Origin of the sequence: Bradyrhizobium sp. ISRA464 (genome assembly GCF_029910095.1) — a bacterium.
GTDB lineage: Bacteria > Pseudomonadota > Alphaproteobacteria > Rhizobiales > Xanthobacteraceae > Bradyrhizobium.
Map to the genome: position 1 here is coordinate 5595572 of NZ_CP094526.1, position 16178 is coordinate 5611749.

General features: G+C 63.4%; 16 protein-coding genes. 7 read left to right on the forward strand and 9 right to left on the reverse strand.

The annotated features are described in order from the left end of the window. Positions 1-15: 15 nt before the first annotated feature. Complete coding sequence (locus tag MTX19_RS26095) at positions 16-282, forward strand: hypothetical protein (protein WP_280979951.1); 267 nt, start codon at positions 16-18, stop codon at positions 280-282. A gap of 95 nt (positions 283-377) precedes the next feature. On the opposite strand, the gene MTX19_RS26100 is transcribed toward MTX19_RS26095, so the two are convergent. The 6 genes from MTX19_RS26100 to MTX19_RS26125 all read right to left on the reverse strand — a co-directional run bounded on the left by MTX19_RS26100 (position 378) and on the right by MTX19_RS26125 (position 5977). Beyond that, positions 378-1082 (reverse strand): ABC transporter ATP-binding protein, encoded by a 705-nt coding sequence (locus tag MTX19_RS26100; RefSeq protein ID WP_280979952.1) that lies wholly within the window; start codon positions 1080-1082, stop codon positions 378-380. Beyond that, on the reverse strand, positions 1066-1797 hold the full coding sequence (locus MTX19_RS26105) for an ABC transporter ATP-binding protein (RefSeq protein WP_280979953.1): 732 nt from the start codon (positions 1795-1797) through the stop codon (positions 1066-1068). Before MTX19_RS26105 ends, MTX19_RS26100 begins: the two co-directional genes overlap by 17 nt. Continuing rightward, complete coding sequence (locus tag MTX19_RS26110; protein ID WP_280985532.1) at positions 1794-2771, reverse strand: branched-chain amino acid ABC transporter permease; 978 nt, start codon at positions 2769-2771, stop codon at positions 1794-1796. The genes MTX19_RS26105 and MTX19_RS26110 overlap by 4 nt, the downstream gene beginning before the upstream one ends. After that, positions 2771-3649, reverse strand: a complete 879-nt coding sequence (locus tag MTX19_RS26115) for a branched-chain amino acid ABC transporter permease (protein ID WP_280979954.1) — start codon at positions 3647-3649, stop codon at positions 2771-2773. The genes MTX19_RS26110 and MTX19_RS26115 overlap by 1 nt, the downstream gene beginning before the upstream one ends. Positions 3650-3826: 177 nt before the next feature. Then, a complete protein-coding gene (locus MTX19_RS26120; protein ID WP_280979955.1) occupies positions 3827-5074 on the reverse strand; it encodes an ABC transporter substrate-binding protein in 1248 nt (415 codons plus the stop codon). 87 nt (positions 5075-5161) lie between these two features. Next, on the reverse strand, positions 5162-5977 hold the full coding sequence (locus MTX19_RS26125; RefSeq protein WP_280979956.1) for a putative hydro-lyase: 816 nt from the start codon (positions 5975-5977) through the stop codon (positions 5162-5164). A gap of 120 nt (positions 5978-6097) precedes the next feature. Between MTX19_RS26125 and MTX19_RS26130 the strand changes: the two genes are divergently transcribed. Genes MTX19_RS26130 through MTX19_RS26140 form a run of 3 tightly spaced genes read left to right on the forward strand, consistent with a single transcriptional unit; the run spans position 6098 to position 9238 of the window. Next, positions 6098-7030, forward strand: coding sequence for a LysR family transcriptional regulator (locus tag MTX19_RS26130; RefSeq protein ID WP_280985533.1), 933 nt, complete (start codon positions 6098-6100; stop codon positions 7028-7030). 14 nt (positions 7031-7044) lie between these two features. Beyond that, complete coding sequence (locus MTX19_RS26135; protein ID WP_280979958.1) at positions 7045-8295, forward strand: Zn-dependent hydrolase; 1251 nt, start codon at positions 7045-7047, stop codon at positions 8293-8295. A 31-nt stretch (positions 8296-8326) separates the two neighbouring features. Then, entirely contained in the window at positions 8327-9238 is a 912-nt protein-coding gene (locus tag MTX19_RS26140; protein WP_280979959.1) for an NAD(P)-dependent oxidoreductase, read from the forward strand. A 101-nt stretch (positions 9239-9339) separates the two neighbouring features. Here the strand turns inward: MTX19_RS26140 and MTX19_RS26145 are convergent, their stop codons facing one another. Beyond that, positions 9340-10413 carry a tartrate dehydrogenase gene (locus MTX19_RS26145; protein WP_280979960.1) on the reverse strand — a complete coding sequence of 358 codons (1074 nt, stop codon included), beginning with the start codon at positions 10411-10413 and terminating at the stop codon, positions 9340-9342. A 169-nt stretch (positions 10414-10582) separates the two neighbouring features. On the opposite strand from MTX19_RS26145, the gene MTX19_RS26150 reads away from it, so the two are divergent. Both MTX19_RS26150 and MTX19_RS26155 read left to right on the forward strand, forming a co-directional pair. Further along, the gene (locus MTX19_RS26150; protein ID WP_280979961.1) at positions 10583-11359 is read left to right on the forward strand and encodes an SDR family oxidoreductase; all 777 of its coding nucleotides are present in this window, start codon (positions 10583-10585) and stop codon (positions 11357-11359) included. Positions 11360-11619: 260 nt separating this feature from the next. Next, complete coding sequence (locus tag MTX19_RS26155; RefSeq protein ID WP_280979962.1) at positions 11620-13041, forward strand: amidase family protein; 1422 nt, start codon at positions 11620-11622, stop codon at positions 13039-13041. 188 nt (positions 13042-13229) lie between these two features. Here the strand turns inward: MTX19_RS26155 and MTX19_RS26160 are convergent, their stop codons facing one another. Next, the gene (locus MTX19_RS26160) at positions 13230-13862 is read right to left on the reverse strand and encodes a TetR/AcrR family transcriptional regulator (protein WP_280979963.1); all 633 of its coding nucleotides are present in this window, start codon (positions 13860-13862) and stop codon (positions 13230-13232) included. A gap of 297 nt (positions 13863-14159) precedes the next feature. Next, positions 14160-14813, reverse strand: coding sequence for a response regulator transcription factor (locus MTX19_RS26165; RefSeq protein WP_280979964.1), 654 nt, complete (start codon positions 14811-14813; stop codon positions 14160-14162). 469 nt (positions 14814-15282) lie between these two features. Here MTX19_RS26165 and MTX19_RS26170 point away from each other — a divergent pair, with 469 nt between their 5' ends. Next, on the forward strand, positions 15283-16170 hold the full coding sequence (locus MTX19_RS26170) for a response regulator transcription factor (RefSeq protein WP_280979965.1): 888 nt from the start codon (positions 15283-15285) through the stop codon (positions 16168-16170). Positions 16171-16178: the final 8 nt, after the last annotated feature.

Genomic DNA, 16178 nt, shown 5'->3' on the forward strand with positions numbered 1-16178 from the left:
ATGCGGAGGACAGTCATGACGAAGCTCATAGGCTTGGCAGTCGCGGTTCTGTTCGTCGTCGGTCTGGCGGGATCGGCCGCACAGGCCGAGGAGACCTTGCAGGGCATGCTGGCAGCACAGCTTCGTGCCCAAGGCTATGCCTGCGACAAGCCGCTCAAGGCCGAGAGGGATGACAAGCTTTCGAAGCCGGATAACGAGGCCTGGACTCTCACATGCAGCAACGCGACCTACCGCGTCAGCCGCGTGCCGGACCTCCCCGCCAAGGTCGAAGTCGTCAAATAGGTTCTAGGCCGATCGTAGCCCGCATGCGCGCAGCGATATGCGGGACATCCCCGGATGTCGCTCCGCTCATCCGGGCTACGGCAGTGTGATGACCGCTACAGCCCCAGATACGCCTTGCGCACGTCGGGATTGGTGCTGATCTCCGCGGCCGGGCCCTGCATCAGCACGCGGCCGGTCTGCAGGATGTAGGCGCGGTCGGCGATCTCCAGGCACTCGGCCATGCGCTGCTCGACGATCAGCACCGTCATGCCCGCGTCGCGGATGCGCTTCACGGCCTGGAAGATCTCGTCGACCAGCTTCGGCATGATGCCCTGCGACGGCTCGTCCAGCATCAGCAACCGCGGCCGCGTCATCAGCGCGCGGCCGATCGCCAGCATCTGCTGCTCGCCGCCCGACAGCGTCTCGGCGCGCTGGTCCAGACGCTCCGAGAGCCGCGGAAACAACTTGAACACCAGATCGAGCGGCTCGTCGCGATTGGCCTGGCTGCGATAGAGATAGCTGCCGAGGCGGAGGTTGTCGCGCACCGACAGCCGCGGAAACAGCCGGCGATTTTCGGGCACGAAGGCGATGCCGCCGGCCGTGATGACGTGCTGCGGCTTGCCGTCGATCCGAGTACCGTCGAAGGTCACAGTCCCGGAGCGCGGCCGCTCGGCGCCGGCGATCGACTTGAGCAGCGTCGACTTGCCCGCGCCGTTGGCGCCGGCGACGCAGACGATCTCGCCCTTGGAAACGTCGATCGAGACCGAGGAGATCGCAACCAGGCCCTGATAGGCGGTGGTGACTTCACGCACCGACAGCATGACGATCCCCGAGATAGGCAGTGATGACTTTGGGATTGCGGACGACCTCAGTGGGCTTGCCTTCGATCAGCACCTTGCCGAGATCGAGCACGATGGCGCGGTCGACCAGCGGCATCACGATCTCCATGACGTGCTCGACCATCAGCACCGTGATACCGGTGGCGCGCACCTTGCGGACCAGCTCGACGCCGGTCTGCGCCTCGACCGGCGTCAGCCCGGTGAGGACTTCGTCGAGCAGCAAGAGCTTCGGCTCGGTTGCGAGCGCGCGCGCAACCTCGAGTCGACGCTTCTCCGACGGCACCAGGTCGCTGGCCAGCACATCGGCGCGCGCGGCAAGGCCGCAGAACTCCAGCACCTCGTAGGCCTTCTTCCGCGCCACCCGCATCACGGTGTTGCGGATCAGCGCGCCGACGATGACGTTGTCGATGACAGTCATGGTCTCGAAGCTCTTCACCACCTGGAAAGTGCGTCCGATGCCGCGCTGGCAGCGTTCCGCCGCGCGCAGGCGGGTGACGTCCTCGCCGTCGAAGATGATCGAACCTTGCGTCGGCGGCAGCACGCCCGCGATCAGGTTGAACAGTGTCGACTTGCCGGCGCCGTTCGGACCAATCAGGCCGACGATCTCACCGCGGCCGACCGAGATCGAGACGTCGCTGTTGGCGACAAGGCCGCCGAAACGCTGCCAGACGCCGCGGGTTTCCAGGAGCGCCGTCATCGCGCGCCCCCCTTGCGCAAGGAAAACACGCTCACCAGCCCCCGCGGCAGCGCCAGCGAGATCAGGACGATCAGCGTGCCATAGACGATCAGGTCGACGCCGCGCCCCGAACCGCCGACGAAGGACCGCGTCAGCTCGGTGAGCGGGATCAGGATGACGGCACCCAACATCGGCCCCCACAACGTGCCGATGCCGCCCAGCACCGCAGGCAACGCCATCAGCAGCGAGAACTGGAAGCCCATCACGCTTTCGGGGTCGATATAGGAGACGAACTGGGCGTAGAAGCTGCCGCCGACCGCGACCAGGAAGGCAGACACCGCCGCCGCACCCATCTTGGAATTGAACACGACCACGCCCAAGCTCTCGGCAGCATCCGGATTGTCCTTCACCGCGCGCCACCAATAGCCCCATTTGGAATCTTCCAGCCACCAGGTGACGAACCAGGCGATGCAGGCCAGCGCCAGCGCGAAATAGAAGTATGGCAGCTTGGAACGGGTGAACTGGAATTTCAGCCAGCTGTCGCCGCGCACGGGAATGTCGATGCCGAGCGCCGCGCCCGCCCAGTCCCAGTTCTGGATCAGCAGCAGCGCAATCTCGGCGATCACGATGGTCGCGATCACGAAGTAATGGCCACGCAGGCGGAAGCAGGGATAGCCGAGCGCCATCGCGATCACCGCGGAGATCGCGCCGCCCGCCAGCATGCCGAACCAGGGCAGCACGCCGAACTTGGTGAACAGCAGCGCGGTGGTGTAGGCGCCGAGCCCGAAATAGAGCGCGTGGCCCAGCGAGATCTGCCCGCAATAGCCGGACAGGATGTTCCAGCTCTGCGACAGCGCCGCATACATCAGGGTCAGCACCATGATGTTCTGGACGTAGACGTCCTTGACGAACAGCGGCACCAGCGCGGCGATCACGGCCAGGCAACCGGCCATGATCAGGTCACGCCTGCGGCGTTGGGCGAAGTGCTTGTCCATCACATCGATCCGAACAGGCCGCGCGGGCGGATGAAGACGATCAGGAGGTAGACGGCATAGATGCCGACCGACTTCAGCGACGGCGGCAGGATCAGCGCGGTGGTGGCTTCCACCAGGCCGACGATGATGCCGCCGGCAAAGGCGCCGAATACGCTGCCGAAGCCGCCGAGCGCCACGGTGACGTAAGCGATCAGGGCAAAGGACGCGCCGACATCGGGATAGACGTAGAAGAAGATCGCCATGATGGCGCCGGCGAGCCCCACCAGCGCGGCACCAAGGCCCCAGCCCAGCGCGAACACCCTGTTCTTGTCGATGCCGACCAGCGCCACCGCGCCGGCGTCCTCGCGGGTCGCCTCGAGCGCGCGGCCGAAATCGGTACGATGGATGAAGAAGTAGAGCGCGACGAAGGCCGCGATCGAGACGAACGCGCCGACCAGTTGCGGCTCGGGCAGATAGATGCCGGCGACCGCCACCGTCTTGCCGCCGAGCCAGGAGCTCGTGACGCTGCGATAGTCGGGCGTGAAGAAGAACTGCGCCAGGCCGCGCATGACGATCGCAAGACCGAAGGTCGAGAAGATCTGCACCATGCCGGCATTGGCTTTGGCGCGCACGGCGAAGCGGACGACCAACAGATAGACCACCGCGCCGAACACGAACAGCGCCGCGGCGACCAGCGGCGCCGACAGCAAGGGATCGATCGCGAAGAATGCGAACAGGAAGAAGGTCGCGTACATCGCGATCATCAGGAACTCGCCGTGCGCGAAATTCACGACGTCCATCAATCCGAAGATCAATGCGAGCCCGGCGGCGATCAGTCCGTAGAGCAGCCCCATCAGAAGGCCGCTCGCCAGACTCTGGATAATGGTCTCGGCTGTCACCGTTGCGCCCCGATCAATGCACGGCTCCAGCGTCGTCCTGGCGAATGCCAGGACCCATAACCACAAATGCATCGAGAGGAGAGACAGCAACCAATCATCGCAAAACGCCTGCCTGGGGTAATGGGTCCCGGGTCGCGCTTCGCTTGCCCGGGACGACGAAGGAGAGTGGCCGACCGATCAGCTGTTCATCGGCCAGATCGCCTCGGAGACGGCGGCCTGTTCCGGGAAGATCGTGACGAAGTTCTTCGCAGCATATTGCAAGAGCACCGGATCGGCGAAGTTGTTCTGCCCCATCTCGTCGAACTTGACGCGCCGCCACGGCATGATGGTCTGCTCGCCGGGCATGTCGGTCGCGGCCAGCGCCTCGCGGATCTTCTCGCCGTCGGTCGACTTGGCGCGGTTGATCGCATCGGCCATCACGATCAGGCCCATGAACTGGCGCGACGAATAGTCATTGAAGTCCTTGCCGGACTTGGCGCGGTACATCTCGTTGATGAGCCCCACCATCGGACGCTTCTGCGCAAGGTCGAGCGAGAAGCTGCCGCGCGAGATCACGCCTTCGAGCTTGTCGCCGACCGCGTCGTACAACGCCTTTTCCGAGAAGCCGGCATCCTGCGCTACGATGTTCTTCGGCTTGTAGCCGAGCTCGGCCATAGTCTTGACCAGCAGGATCGCGTCGGTGGTGTAGCTCGACGGCATCAGCACGTCGGCATTCGCGGCCTTGAGCTGCTGCACCTCGGCGGTCAGCGACGGCGAGTTGGCGCGATACTTGATGTCGGCCATCACCTTGTAGCCGCGCTCGTTGGCGAGCTTGAGCTGTGCGTTCGACGAGTCGGTGCCGAAGATGGTGTCCTCGTGGAACAGCGCCAGCGTCTCGATCTTCTGGCCCTTCTTCTTCATCGCGTCGAAGAAGTCGAACATCGCGGTCGAGAACATCTCGTCATGCGGCGCCGCGCGGAAATAATACTTCAGGCCGCGGCGATGCAGGCTCGGCGAGGAGTTGTCGGCCGAGATGAACGGCACCTGGTAGCGTTCGCAGATCTGGCTGACGGTGACGGCGACCGCGCTCTGATAGGTGCCGATCACGGCGCAGACCTTGTCCTGCGTGATCAGGCGCTCGGCTTCGGCGCGGCCCTTCTGCGGGTCGGCCTGATGGTCGGCGAACACGAGACGCACCTTGGCGCCGCCGAGGCCGGGCAGGCCTTCGCCCTTGGCCAGCGGCAATGCGAAATCATAGTTCTTGTTGATGATGTCGGCCGCGGTCTCGAATGCGCGCTGCGCGTCGACGCCGATCTGGGCGCTGGAGCCGGACAGCGGATAGATCACGCCGATCACCACTTCGCTGGTCTGCGCGCGCGCGGCCATCGGACCGAGCGCAGCGGCGGCAGTGGCACCGAGCAACACGTTACGGCGAGAGATCGTCATTCCCAATTCCCCTAGGTCAGTCTGTTTTTATCGATGAAGTGCTTGTAGCGCGCAGTAAAGCCTCAATGAATTGCACGAATTGCCTATTCAAAGCACAGCGAGCTGTTTGTTCCTGAGATCCGTGACGAGCATCAATCCCGGCGCGTGCGTGATTGCGAACGGCAGCTTCGCATTTGCGATCACCGCTTGCGGAGTCACACCGCAGGCCCAGAACACAGGGATCTCGTCGTCCGCGACCGGCACCGGATCGCCGTAGTCGGGTTTCGCGATGTCCTTGATGCCGATCGAATGGGGGTGGCCGAGATGGACCGGCGCTCCATGCACCGAGGGAAAGCGCGAGGTGATCTGCACCGCGCGGATCGCATCCGCCGGCTTGAACGGCCGCATCGACACCACCATGGGTCCCTGGAACGGACCCGACGGACTGCACGCGATGTTGGTGCGGTACATTGGCACACGCACATTGTGCTCGATGTGACGGATCGGCAGCCCCTCGTCCATCAGCGCCTCTTCGAACGAGAACGAGCAGCCGAGCACGAAGGCGACGAGATCGTCACGCCAATATTGCATGATGTCGGTCGGCTCGTCGGCCACCTCGCCGTCGCGCCAGACCCGGTAGCGCGGCACGTCGGTGCGGATGTCGAGGTCGAGGCCGAGCGCGGGGATGCGGGGATCGCCGACATCCGACATGCCGATGATCGGGCACGGCTTCGGATTGAGTTGGCAGAACCTGTGGAAGGCGCCGGCGAGTTTCTCCGGCAGGATGGCGAGATTGCCCTGGACGAAGCCGTTGGCGACGCCGGCGGTGGTGGAGGCCATGCCGTTGCGGCAGGCCTGGCGGGCCTCAACGCTCGGAAGCACCGCTTCCCCCTGAGATCGCTGCACTGCCGCAAAAACAGTCATGGGACCCTCCTGCCCATAATCTCGACAAGGACAAGCCAACACCAAGCGTGATATAATGTCTAATCGTCCTTTCTAATCAAAATCGATAACTTTGATTTATCGATTGGAAAAATGCTTCCAATGACCGACTTCCGCTCGATCGAAACCTTCCTCTGGGTCGTCAAGCTCGGCAGCTTCCGCGGCGCCGCCCAGCGGCTCAACACCACCCAGCCGGCGATCTCGCAACGCATCGCCCAGCTCGAGCGCGAGATGGGTGTCAAGCTGTTGAACCGCGAGCATCGGGTGGCCTCGCCGACGCCGAGCGGGCGGCAGATGATGATCTATGCCGAGAAGCTGATCGGGCTGCGTTCGGAGATGATGGCCGAGGTCGGCGACCGGTCGGCGATGCGCGGCGCGCTGCGGCTCGGTGTCGCGGAGACGATCGTGCACACCTGGCTGCCGCGGCTGGTCAAGAGCGTGAACGAGATCTACCCGAACTTGTCGCTGGAGATCGAGGTCGACATCACACCGAACCTGACCGCGCGGCTGCTGGCACAGGAGATCGAACTCGCCTTCGTGCTCGGACCGGTCTCGGCTTCCGGCGCGCACAACCGCGTGCTCTGCGACTATCCGATCGGTTTCCTCGCGAGCCCTGCGCTCGGGCTCGGCGCCGGCCCGGTGGCGCGGCAGGATCTGGCGCGGTTTCCGATCATCACCTTTCCGCGCAAGACCCAGCCCTACGAGACCGTGCGTGCGCTGTTCAACGGGCCGGATCTACCACCGATCCGCCTGCACGCCAGCACGTCGCTGGCAACCGTCATCCACATGGCCAATGAAGGTCTCGGCATCGCCGTCATTCCGTCGGCGATCGTCGAGAACGAGCTTGCCGATGGGCGGTTGCAACTGCTCGATACCGACCTCAAGCTGCCGCCCCTCACCTTCACCGCAAGCTGGCTCGCCTCCCCCGATGCGGTGGCGATCGAGCGCGTCGCCAATCTCGCCGGGCAGATCGCACAGCCAAGCGTGGCGGTTGACGGGGCGACAGTGGCGCGTCATGAAAAAACGATCGCGTAAAGGGAAGAGCCGCAATGAGCCGAGCCGCCACCAACCTGCAGATCGATTCCGCCCGCCTCTGGGGCACCATCCACGAAACCGCGCAGTTCGGCGCCACCCCGAAAGGCGGCGTACGGCGGCTGACACTGAGCGCCGAGGACAAGCAGGTGCGCGACTGGTTTCGCAAGGCGTGCCAGGATGCCGGCCTCGAGGTGCATGTCGATGCGCTCGGCTCGATGTTCGGCCTGCGCAAGGGTCGCGACATGTCGAAGCCTCCGATCGGCGTCGGCTCGCATCTCGACACCCAGCCGACCGGCGGCAAGTATGACGGCGTGCTCGGCACGCTCGCCGCGCTCGAAATGGTGCGCACGCTCAACGATGCCGGGATCGAGACCGAGCTGCCGATCTGCATCTGCAACTGGACCAACGAGGAAGGCTCGCGGTTCGCGCCGGCGATGATGGCGTCCGCGGCCTATGTCGGCGACTTCACCACCGACGGCATTTTGTCGCGTAAGGATGCCGACGGCATCACGGTGGCTCAGGCGCTCGACACCATCGGCTATCGCGGTGACAGCCCGGTCGGCCGCCAGAAGTTCACCAGCTTCGTCGAGCTGCATATCGAGCAGGGACCGATCCTTGAGGCCGAGAACAAGACCATCGGCGTGGTCGATTCCGGCCAGGGCGTGTTGTGGTACGATGGCAAGATCACCGGCTTCGAGAGCCATGCCGGCTCGACCCCGATGCCGCTGCGGCGCGATGCCCTGGCGACGCTGTCGGAGATCGTGCTGGCGATGGAAAGCATCGCCAAAAAGCACGCCCCGAATGCGGTCGGCACCATCGGCGAGGCCGTGATCGCAAAGCCCTCGCGCAACGTCATTCCCGGCGAGATCGCCTTCACGGTGGATTGCCGCAGCGCCGACGCCGCGATCATGGACGCACTGGATCGCGACCTACGCGCGGCGGTGGCCGAGATCGCGACGCGCCGCAAGGTCGAGGTTCAGCTCGATCTGGTCTGGCGCAAGGCGCCGACGCATTTCGACCCGAAGCTGGTCGATGCGGTCGAGAATGCGGCAAAGCAGCTCGGCTATTCGCACCGCCGCATCACCTCCGGCGCCGGCCATGACGCCTGCAACCTCAACACGGTGATGCCGGCGGCAATGGTTTTCGTGCCCTGCAAGGACGGCATCAGCCACAACGAGCTGGAGGACGCGACGCAGGCCGACTGTGCCGCCGGTGCCAACGTGTTGATGCACACCGTGCTGGCGCTCGCGGGCGTCGCATCCTGATCATCATCTTTCCCTTTGGACGGAGGCTTTCGTGCGCGGAGTGTTTGTCGACGCCAATGAATCGCTCGCTGCGATCACGGAGCGGCTGGAGAAGCCGGGCGATCCCAAGGTGCGGATCAACCGCAATCCCGACATCAAGCCCGAGGATTACCCGGCAGTGCTCGACGGCGCGGAGATCGCGATCATCGACCACACGGCGCTGCCGACCTACGTCGCCAAGAAGTGCTCCGGGTTGAAGCACGTCGTGTTCCTCGGCACCGGCGCGCGCAGCTACATGAACCCGGAAGAACTCGCCGAGCTCGGAATCTCAGTGCATCTGATCAAGGGTTATGGCGATACCGCGGTCGCGGAATCCGCGATCGCGCTGATGTGGTCCTCGGCGCGCGTGATCGCGCAGATGGATCGCGAGATGCGCGCCGGCAACTGGCTGCGCGAGGACGGTATGCAGCTCACCGGCAAGACGCTCGGCCTGGTCGGCTTCGGGGGCATCGCCGCGGAGGTCGCCCGCATAGCGCTCGGCAGCGGCATGAAGGTGATCGCCTGGAACCGGTCGCCGAAGACCCATCCGGGCGTCGAGTTCGTTGACCTCGACACCGTGCTGGCCAGGAGCGACGTGGTCTCGATCCATCTCCTGCTCAACGACGAGACCCGCGGCCTGATCACGCGCGAGAAGATCGCGATGATGAAGCCGGGCGTGGTCCTGATCAATACCGCGCGCGGCGCGCTCGTCGACGAGCAGGCCATGATCGATGCACTCAAATCGGGCCATATCCGCCACGCCGGCCTCGACGTCTACAACATCGAGCCGCTGCCGAAGGATCATCCGCTGACCAAGATTCCCAACGTGACGCTGTCGGCCCACTCCGCGTTCCGCACACCGGAAGCGAGCGAGAACCTGATCCACGCGGCATGGGAGCATTGCCGAAGGATCGTGAAGTCATAGACATCGTAGGATGGGTTAGCCGAAGGCGTAACCCACCGATTTTGTGACTGCGGAAAGAAAGGGTGGGTTACGCTTCGCTAACCCACCCTGCGCAGGCGATCTTAGTCCACCATCTCCGCGACCGCCTTGCCGCAGGCCGTCGTGTCGGCATTGCCGCCGAGATCGCGGGTGCGCAGCGTGCGTTCGCCGAGCGTGCGCTCGATCGCACCGACGATCGCGTCCGCGGCCCGCTTCTCGCCGAGATGCTCCAGCATCATCGCGCCCGACCAGATCATGCCGATCGGATTGGCGATGCACTGCCCGGCGATATCGGGCGCCGAGCCGTGCACCGGCTCGAACACCGAGGGGAAATCGCCCTCCGGATTGATGTTGCCCGACGGCGCGATGCCGATCGTGCCGGTGCAGGCCGGACCGAGGTCGGACAGGATGTCACCGAACAGGTTGGAGCCGACCACGACGTCGAACCGGTCCGGATGCAACACGAAGTTCGCGGTCAGGATATCGATGTGGTACTTGTCCCACTTCACGCCAGGATACTTCTTGGCCATCGCCTCCACGCGCTCGTCCCAATAGGGCATGGTGATGGAGATACCGTTCGATTTGGTCGCCGAGGTCAGATGCTTCTTCGGCCGCGACTGCGCCAGATCGAATGCGAATTTCAGGATGCGGTCGACGCCGGTGCGCGTCATCACCGTCTGCTGGGTCACGAATTCGCGGTCGGTATCCGGGAACATGCGGCCGCCGACGGAGGAGTACTCGCCCTCGGTGTTCTCGCGCACCACCCAGAAATCGATGTCGCCGGGCTTACGATTTGCCAGCGGCGACGGCACGCCGGGCATCAGCCGCACCGGGCGCAGATTGACATACTGGTCGAACTCGCGGCGGAACTTGATCAGCGAGCCCCACAGCGAGATGTGGTCCGGGATCTTGGCCGGCCAGCCGACCGCGCCGAAATAGATCGCGTCGTGCTTGCCGATCTTCTCCTTCCAGTCCGCCGGCATCATCTCGCCGTGCTTCTCGTAATAATCGTAGGAGGCGAAGTCGAAATGATCGAACTGCACGGCGACGCCGTGCTTCTTCGCCGCCGCCTCGATGACGCGCAGCCCCTCCGGCATCACTTCCTTGCCGATGCCGTCGCCGGGAATGACCGCAATCCGATACTGTTTCTTGCTCATCGAGAACACCCTTGTGATTTGCCCGGCCAGCAATGCCGCCTATCCTGATCGCCCTGCAATGGACCAAACTTCGCGCGAGTGCAACGCTGCAGTGCAGTGTTGACCGCCGCGCCACCCTGCCCCTACGAATTCGCCGACATCCGTTCCTTTCTAGCAAGCGAGTCATCCCATGGATCTGCATCTGCGCGGCAAGCGTGTCCTGATCACCGGCGCCTCCAAGGGCATTGGCGCGGCCGCCGCCGAAGCCTTTGCCGAGGAAGGCGCCAATCTGCTGTTGGCCGCCCGCAACGGCGACCAGCTCAAGGCGCTCGCCGAGCGGCTGCGCTCCGCGCACCAGATCGATGCGGCAACCAGCGTGGTCGATCTGCGCAAACCGGAGGATCGCGCCCGGCTGGCCAACGAAGCAGCCGACATCGACATCCTCGTCAACAATGCCGGCGATATCCCCGGCGGCTCGCTCGACAAGATCGACGAGACGACCTGGCGTCACGCCTGGGAGTTGAAGGTGTTCGGCTATATCAACCTGACACGCGCAATCTATGCCCAGATGAAGGCGCGCGGCGGCGGGGTGATCGTCAACGATATCGGCGCGGCCGGCGAGAAGTTCGACGCCAACTACATCTGCGGCAGCGCCGGTAACGCCGCGCTGATGGCCTTCACCCGTGCGCTCGGCGGAAAAAGCCTCGCCGACAACATCCGCGTCGTCGGCATCAATCCGGGTCCAGTCGGCACCGATCGCCACGTCACGCTGCTCAAAACCCGCGCCAAGCACCAGCTCGGCGACGAGAATCGTTACAAGGAGTTCCAGACGGGCCTGCCGCTCGGCCGCCCCGCGCATGCGCGCGAGATCGGCGACCTCATGGCGTTCCTCGCCTCCGACCGCGCCGGCTATACGTCGGGCGTGATCTACACGGTGGATGGCGGGCTGACTGCAGGATGGGGTTAGGCACGTCCTTCTCCCCCGTCATTGCGAGGAGCTCGCGACAAAATTGCAAAGCAATTTTGCGCTGAAGCGACGAAGCAATCCATCGCACCACACGCGCAGAGCGATGGATTGCTTCGCGGAGCCTGTCATCGGGCGGCGCTTTGCGCCGACCCGTTGGCTCACAATGACGCGCGTGGCTCGCCTCCCGCGCATTGCCACGACTGCGGAAAATGTTCTACAGCAGCAAGAACAGAAGACTTATAAGAGACGGAGACAAGCAAGTGGCAGATCAGGGGCTCATTCGGGAAACAGCCTGCGCCGTCGTCGATAAGCTGAAGGCCGGCGAGGTCACGCCGCTGGATCTGCTCGACGTGCTGGAAAAGCGCATCGCCGAGGTGGACGGCAAGGTGAATGCGCTGCCCACCCTCTGCTTCGACCGCGCCCGCAGCCACGCCAAGGCCCTGATGCAGAAGCCCGCCGCCGAGCGTGGCCTGCTCGCAGGGCTTAGCGTTCCGATCAAGGACCTCACCGCTGTCGAGGGCGTGCTGACCACGCAGGGCTCGCCGATCTTCAAGGATAACATCCCGGCAAAGTCCGATCTCCTGGTCGAGCATCTCGAAAACAATGGCGGCGTGATCTACGCCAAGTCGAACACGCCGGAATTCGGCGCCGGCGCCAACACGTTCAACGAGGTGTTCGGGCCGACCCGCAATCCCTGGGACACGTCACGCTCGGCGGCCGGCTCCTCTGGCGGCGCGGCCGTGGCCCTTGCGACCGGCACGGCCTGGCTCGCGCACGGCTCCGACATGGGCGGCTCGCTGCGCAACCCCGCCAGCTTCTGCGGCATCGTGGGCTTGCGGCCGAGCATCGGCCGCGTCGCGCACACGCCGAAGTTCGGGGTCGACCGCACGCTCGGCGTACAGGGACCGATGGCGCGCAACGTCGAGGACCTCGCGCTGCTGCTGGATGCGATGAGCGGAGAGCACGCGGCCGATCTGCTGTCGCTGCCCGCGCTGCCGACGTCGTTCCTCTCGGCGGCGCGTTCGAACCAGATGCCGAAGCGCGTTGCCTATTCGCCCGATCTCGGCATCACGCCTGTCGATCCCGAGGTCAAGGCGATCACGCGCAAGGCGGCGGAGCGCTTTGCAGAAGCCGGCGCAATCGTCGAGGAGGCGCATCCCGACCTGCATGAAGCCCACGAATGTTTCCATGTGCTGCGCGCGTTCGATTTCGCGATCAGCAAGGCCGCGCTGCTGCGCACCAAGCGCGACCTGCTCAAGCCCGAAGTGATCTGGAATATCGAGGAAGGGCTGAAGCTCACCGTCGAGAAGCTCGAGCGCGCCGAGGCTCAGCGCGTCGCAATGACCGAACGTGCGCTTGCCTTCTTCGACAAGTATGACTTGCTGCTGGCGCCTGCGACCATCGTGCCGCCATTCCCGGTGGAGAACCGTTATGTCGCCGAATGCGACGGCAAGAAATTCGACAACTATGTCGAATGGCTCGGCATCGTCTACGCGATCACGCTGGCCTGCTGCCCGGCGCTGTCGCTGCCCTGCGGTTTCACCGCGTCCGGCCTGCCGGTCGGTTTGCAGATGGTCGCGAAACCCCGTGCCGAGGCGCAGCTCTTGGCCGGGGCGAAGGTGCTCGAGGATATTCTCGGCCTGCGCGGCACGACGCCGATCGATCCGCGGCCGCCGAGGTAAGGACGCGACCTACTCCGTCACCAATCCTCATGGTGAGGAGCGCGGAACGCGCGTCTCTGGACGATGCTGCGCATCGCCAGGCGAACCATGAGGCCGCAGCGGTGGCCTGCATCCTTCGAGACGCCGCTTCGCGGCTCCTCAGGATGAGGAAATGAAGTCGCCACTTGTATGGTAACAAGGCAGGCGTCCTAGGCCTTCTCTTCCGCCGACTTCAGCGCGACGGTGAGCGCAAGCTTGGTCTGCTCGACGATCTCGTCCAGCAGCTCCTCGCGGCTGATCTGCGCGACCTCGCCGGTAAGCAGTCCCTGCTCGGCTAGCATGACGATGCCGTGCAGCCCGGCCCAGATCTTGAGCGCCTGGCGTTCGCGCAACAGGCCGACGGCCGGTGCCTCGAACGCCTCGATCAGGAGCGCGAGCGTTTCCATCGCCGCGGTGTGCAGCTCGCTTCCCTTCGGCGCACAGGCCATGGTTCGCGAGGCAAACATCAGCCGGTAGACGCCGTGGCGCTGCAGCCCGAAGGCGAGCGCCGCCTGCGCGAAGCGTGACAATTTGGACTGCTTGCCTGGTTTGTCGATCGCCTCGCGCATGATCACGTTGAATTGCCGGAACGCCTCGGCGGTGACCGCCTGCAACAGCGCGTCGCGATCGGCGAAATGCCGATACGGCGCCGGCTGTGAGACGCCGAGTTGCTTGGCCAGCGCCTTGATGCTGATCGCCTCCGGCCCGCCAAGCTCGACCTCCTGCAGGGCAGCCTGGATCAGGGCTTCTCGCAGATCGCCATGGTGGTAGGTCTTGAACGGCTTACGAATGATTTGTCCCATTGCGGTGATGATCGCTGGTCGGTCAGGCAACAGAGAACGTAACATTAGCGATATCAACCGCTTGCGTCACTTCCTCCAAACGGTGCATACGAAATCTGCAGGCCATTAACCGCGAAACCGCCAGGTCCGTCCATCAAAAACAGCTGCCCGAACGCCACGGAATACCACCGGGCGATCTGCGTCCCGCGCAGTACGGACGAGACGTGTCAACGGGTGGCGGTCGAGAGGGCCGCGCTTGGGCGTCCAGCGCTCCGGCCCTGCCGCTCTTGAAGGCAGCCCAATCCGGTTTCCGCGTCCTCAGGACTCAATGGAAAGCCGACCTCCGGAAACAAGCTCGAAGCCCTCGCTTTGCGAGATGGCGAACGCCGCGAGAGCCGTTCGATTGCTGATCTCGAGTTTCTGGAAAATGTTGTGCAGATGAACCTTGATGGTGCCGTCGGCGATGTTCAATCGACGTCCGATTTCCTTGTTCGACAATCCCGCAGACACCAAATGCATGATCTGCCGCTGGCGCCCCGTCAGCGATGCCAGCCCCTTTTCCGCGATCGTGCTCATCTCACGGGGAGCAAGCGGACTGGATGACCGCGGCAGCAGTCGTTGGCCATCGGCAACCTGCCTCAGGGTCTGAACCAAGATGTCCGGCTCGGCTTCTTTCGGAATGACGGCGTAGGCTCCAGCCTCGACCAGCGCCACCCAGTCTTCCTCTTCGACCGATGCTGTAAAGAACACAATTCGCGTTGCGACGTTCGCGGCATTTGCCGCAGAAAGTATTTCTCGCCATGACATGTCGAGGATCGAGAAATCCAGAATAGCGATATCAGGCGCAAACCTGCGGATCGCGTCGAGACAGTTCGTACCGTCGATACAACGCGCGACAATTTTGAAATCACGCTCCGCACTCAGCGCGCTACTGAGGCCTTGCAGGACGACAGGATACTGGTCCGCAATCACCACACTCGTACAACGCATCCGAACCTCGGTTCGCCCTCCTCGCGACATGCGTACTGTCTACCCCTTACCCATACAATTTCCCTTTTTAGCCTACCTCATTTGGAGAGATAATCTTTCATAAAATTGCACGCTGCATTGCAGCAACGCGAATTTCCGCGCTCTTCGCGGAGGTCAAGAGACCACAATGTTTGATGGTCACATATCAAACTTTCATCCGAAAGGTGCGCCATGTCCTCGCGCATCGTTGATCGTGCGGTCGATCGGCCTATACCCAAAGGCATATAGGGATATCGTGCATTCGAATCTAAACTTCATAAATGACGTCACAGTGAACGGAGGTTCCGCACGAATCGGAAACTGCATCCAACAGATATTGACGAAGCCTTCAAATTTTTTCCGCCACCGCATTAAGGCGTAAGAGTCGGATTTCAACCGCGCCCCCACTGTAATTTTGGCAGGGAGTTTCATCATGAGGCGGCAACATTGCTTTTCAGTCGTACTTGTCGGCAAAAACGGATTACGCAGGGAAGGCCTGGCTGGCATCCTCCGATCGGCGAATTTTCGCATCCTGACTTCAGTTTCAAGCGCCGATGATTTGCACGCACGCAAGGCTCCGTCTTGCGAGGTACTGTTTCTTGTCGTCCATTCGGGCGACGAATTTGACGCCACCGTCGAGCAGATCGAACTTTGCAGGAGCCATCGTCCGGACGGACGCATCGCCGTCGTGGCCGATCGCTACCAGATGAACGAGCTGGTTTCGGCATTCCGCGCAGGCGCCACAGGCTACTTCGTCGACATCACGACCCGCGACGTGTTCATCAAGTCGATTGAGCTCGTGATGATGGGGGAAACGGTTTTCCCGGCGACGTTCCTGTCAGGGACCCTCGATCCCGCGGCGGATGGCCCGAACGGGGCAGGTTCGCGCGACAACAGCGACACCGCGATCATTGCATCGGACGACAGGACCTCTCCCCAGCTTTCGCCACGGGAGAAATCGATTCTGCGCTGCCTCATCGAAGGCGATTCCAACAAATGCATCGCGCGAAAGATCAATATCGCCGAGGCCACCGTGAAGGTCCACATCAAGGCGATCCTTCGCAAAGTCCGGGTCCACAACCGGACGCAGGCGGCAATTTGGGGGATGAACAATGGGTCGCTGACACGACCGGCAAACGACAGCTCTCGGCCCTTGATCCCGGATTCAAGCAACCCCGATTCCAACAAGGTCATCGGCGAAATCAGACAAGTTGAGGGGCCGACACTGGCATGCGCGGTCAATCACCAGGCAAACCACGTCGACGTGGCTCACATCGAGAGCCTAATCCCTCGAAGGACTCTCGGCACGACGCAAAAATAGGCACCCAC

Coding starts and splice junctions, on each gene's coding strand:
- MTX19_RS26095 (WP_280979951.1), top strand. CDS start 16: ATGACGAAGCTCATAGGCTTGGCAGTCGCGGTTCTGTTCGTCGTCGGT.
- MTX19_RS26100 (WP_280979952.1), bottom strand. CDS start 1,082: ATGCTGTCGGTGCGTGAAGTCACCACCGCCTATCAGGGCCTGGTTGCG.
- MTX19_RS26105 (WP_280979953.1), bottom strand. CDS start 1,797: ATGACGGCGCTCCTGGAAACCCGCGGCGTCTGGCAGCGTTTCGGCGGC.
- MTX19_RS26110 (WP_280985532.1), bottom strand. CDS start 2,771: ATGGACAAGCACTTCGCCCAACGCCGCAGGCGTGACCTGATCATGGCC.
- MTX19_RS26120 (WP_280979955.1), bottom strand. CDS start 5,074: ATGACGATCTCTCGCCGTAACGTGTTGCTCGGTGCCACTGCCGCCGCT.
- MTX19_RS26125 (WP_280979956.1), bottom strand. CDS start 5,977: ATGACTGTTTTTGCGGCAGTGCAGCGATCTCAGGGGGAAGCGGTGCTT.
- MTX19_RS26130 (WP_280985533.1), top strand. CDS start 6,098: ATGACCGACTTCCGCTCGATCGAAACCTTCCTCTGGGTCGTCAAGCTC.
- MTX19_RS26135 (WP_280979958.1), top strand. CDS start 7,045: ATGAGCCGAGCCGCCACCAACCTGCAGATCGATTCCGCCCGCCTCTGG.
- MTX19_RS26145 (WP_280979960.1), bottom strand. CDS start 10,413: ATGAGCAAGAAACAGTATCGGATTGCGGTCATTCCCGGCGACGGCATC.
- MTX19_RS26150 (WP_280979961.1), top strand. CDS start 10,583: ATGGATCTGCATCTGCGCGGCAAGCGTGTCCTGATCACCGGCGCCTCC.
- MTX19_RS26160 (WP_280979963.1), bottom strand. CDS start 13,862: ATGGGACAAATCATTCGTAAGCCGTTCAAGACCTACCACCATGGCGAT.
- MTX19_RS26170 (WP_280979965.1), top strand. CDS start 15,283: ATGAGGCGGCAACATTGCTTTTCAGTCGTACTTGTCGGCAAAAACGGA.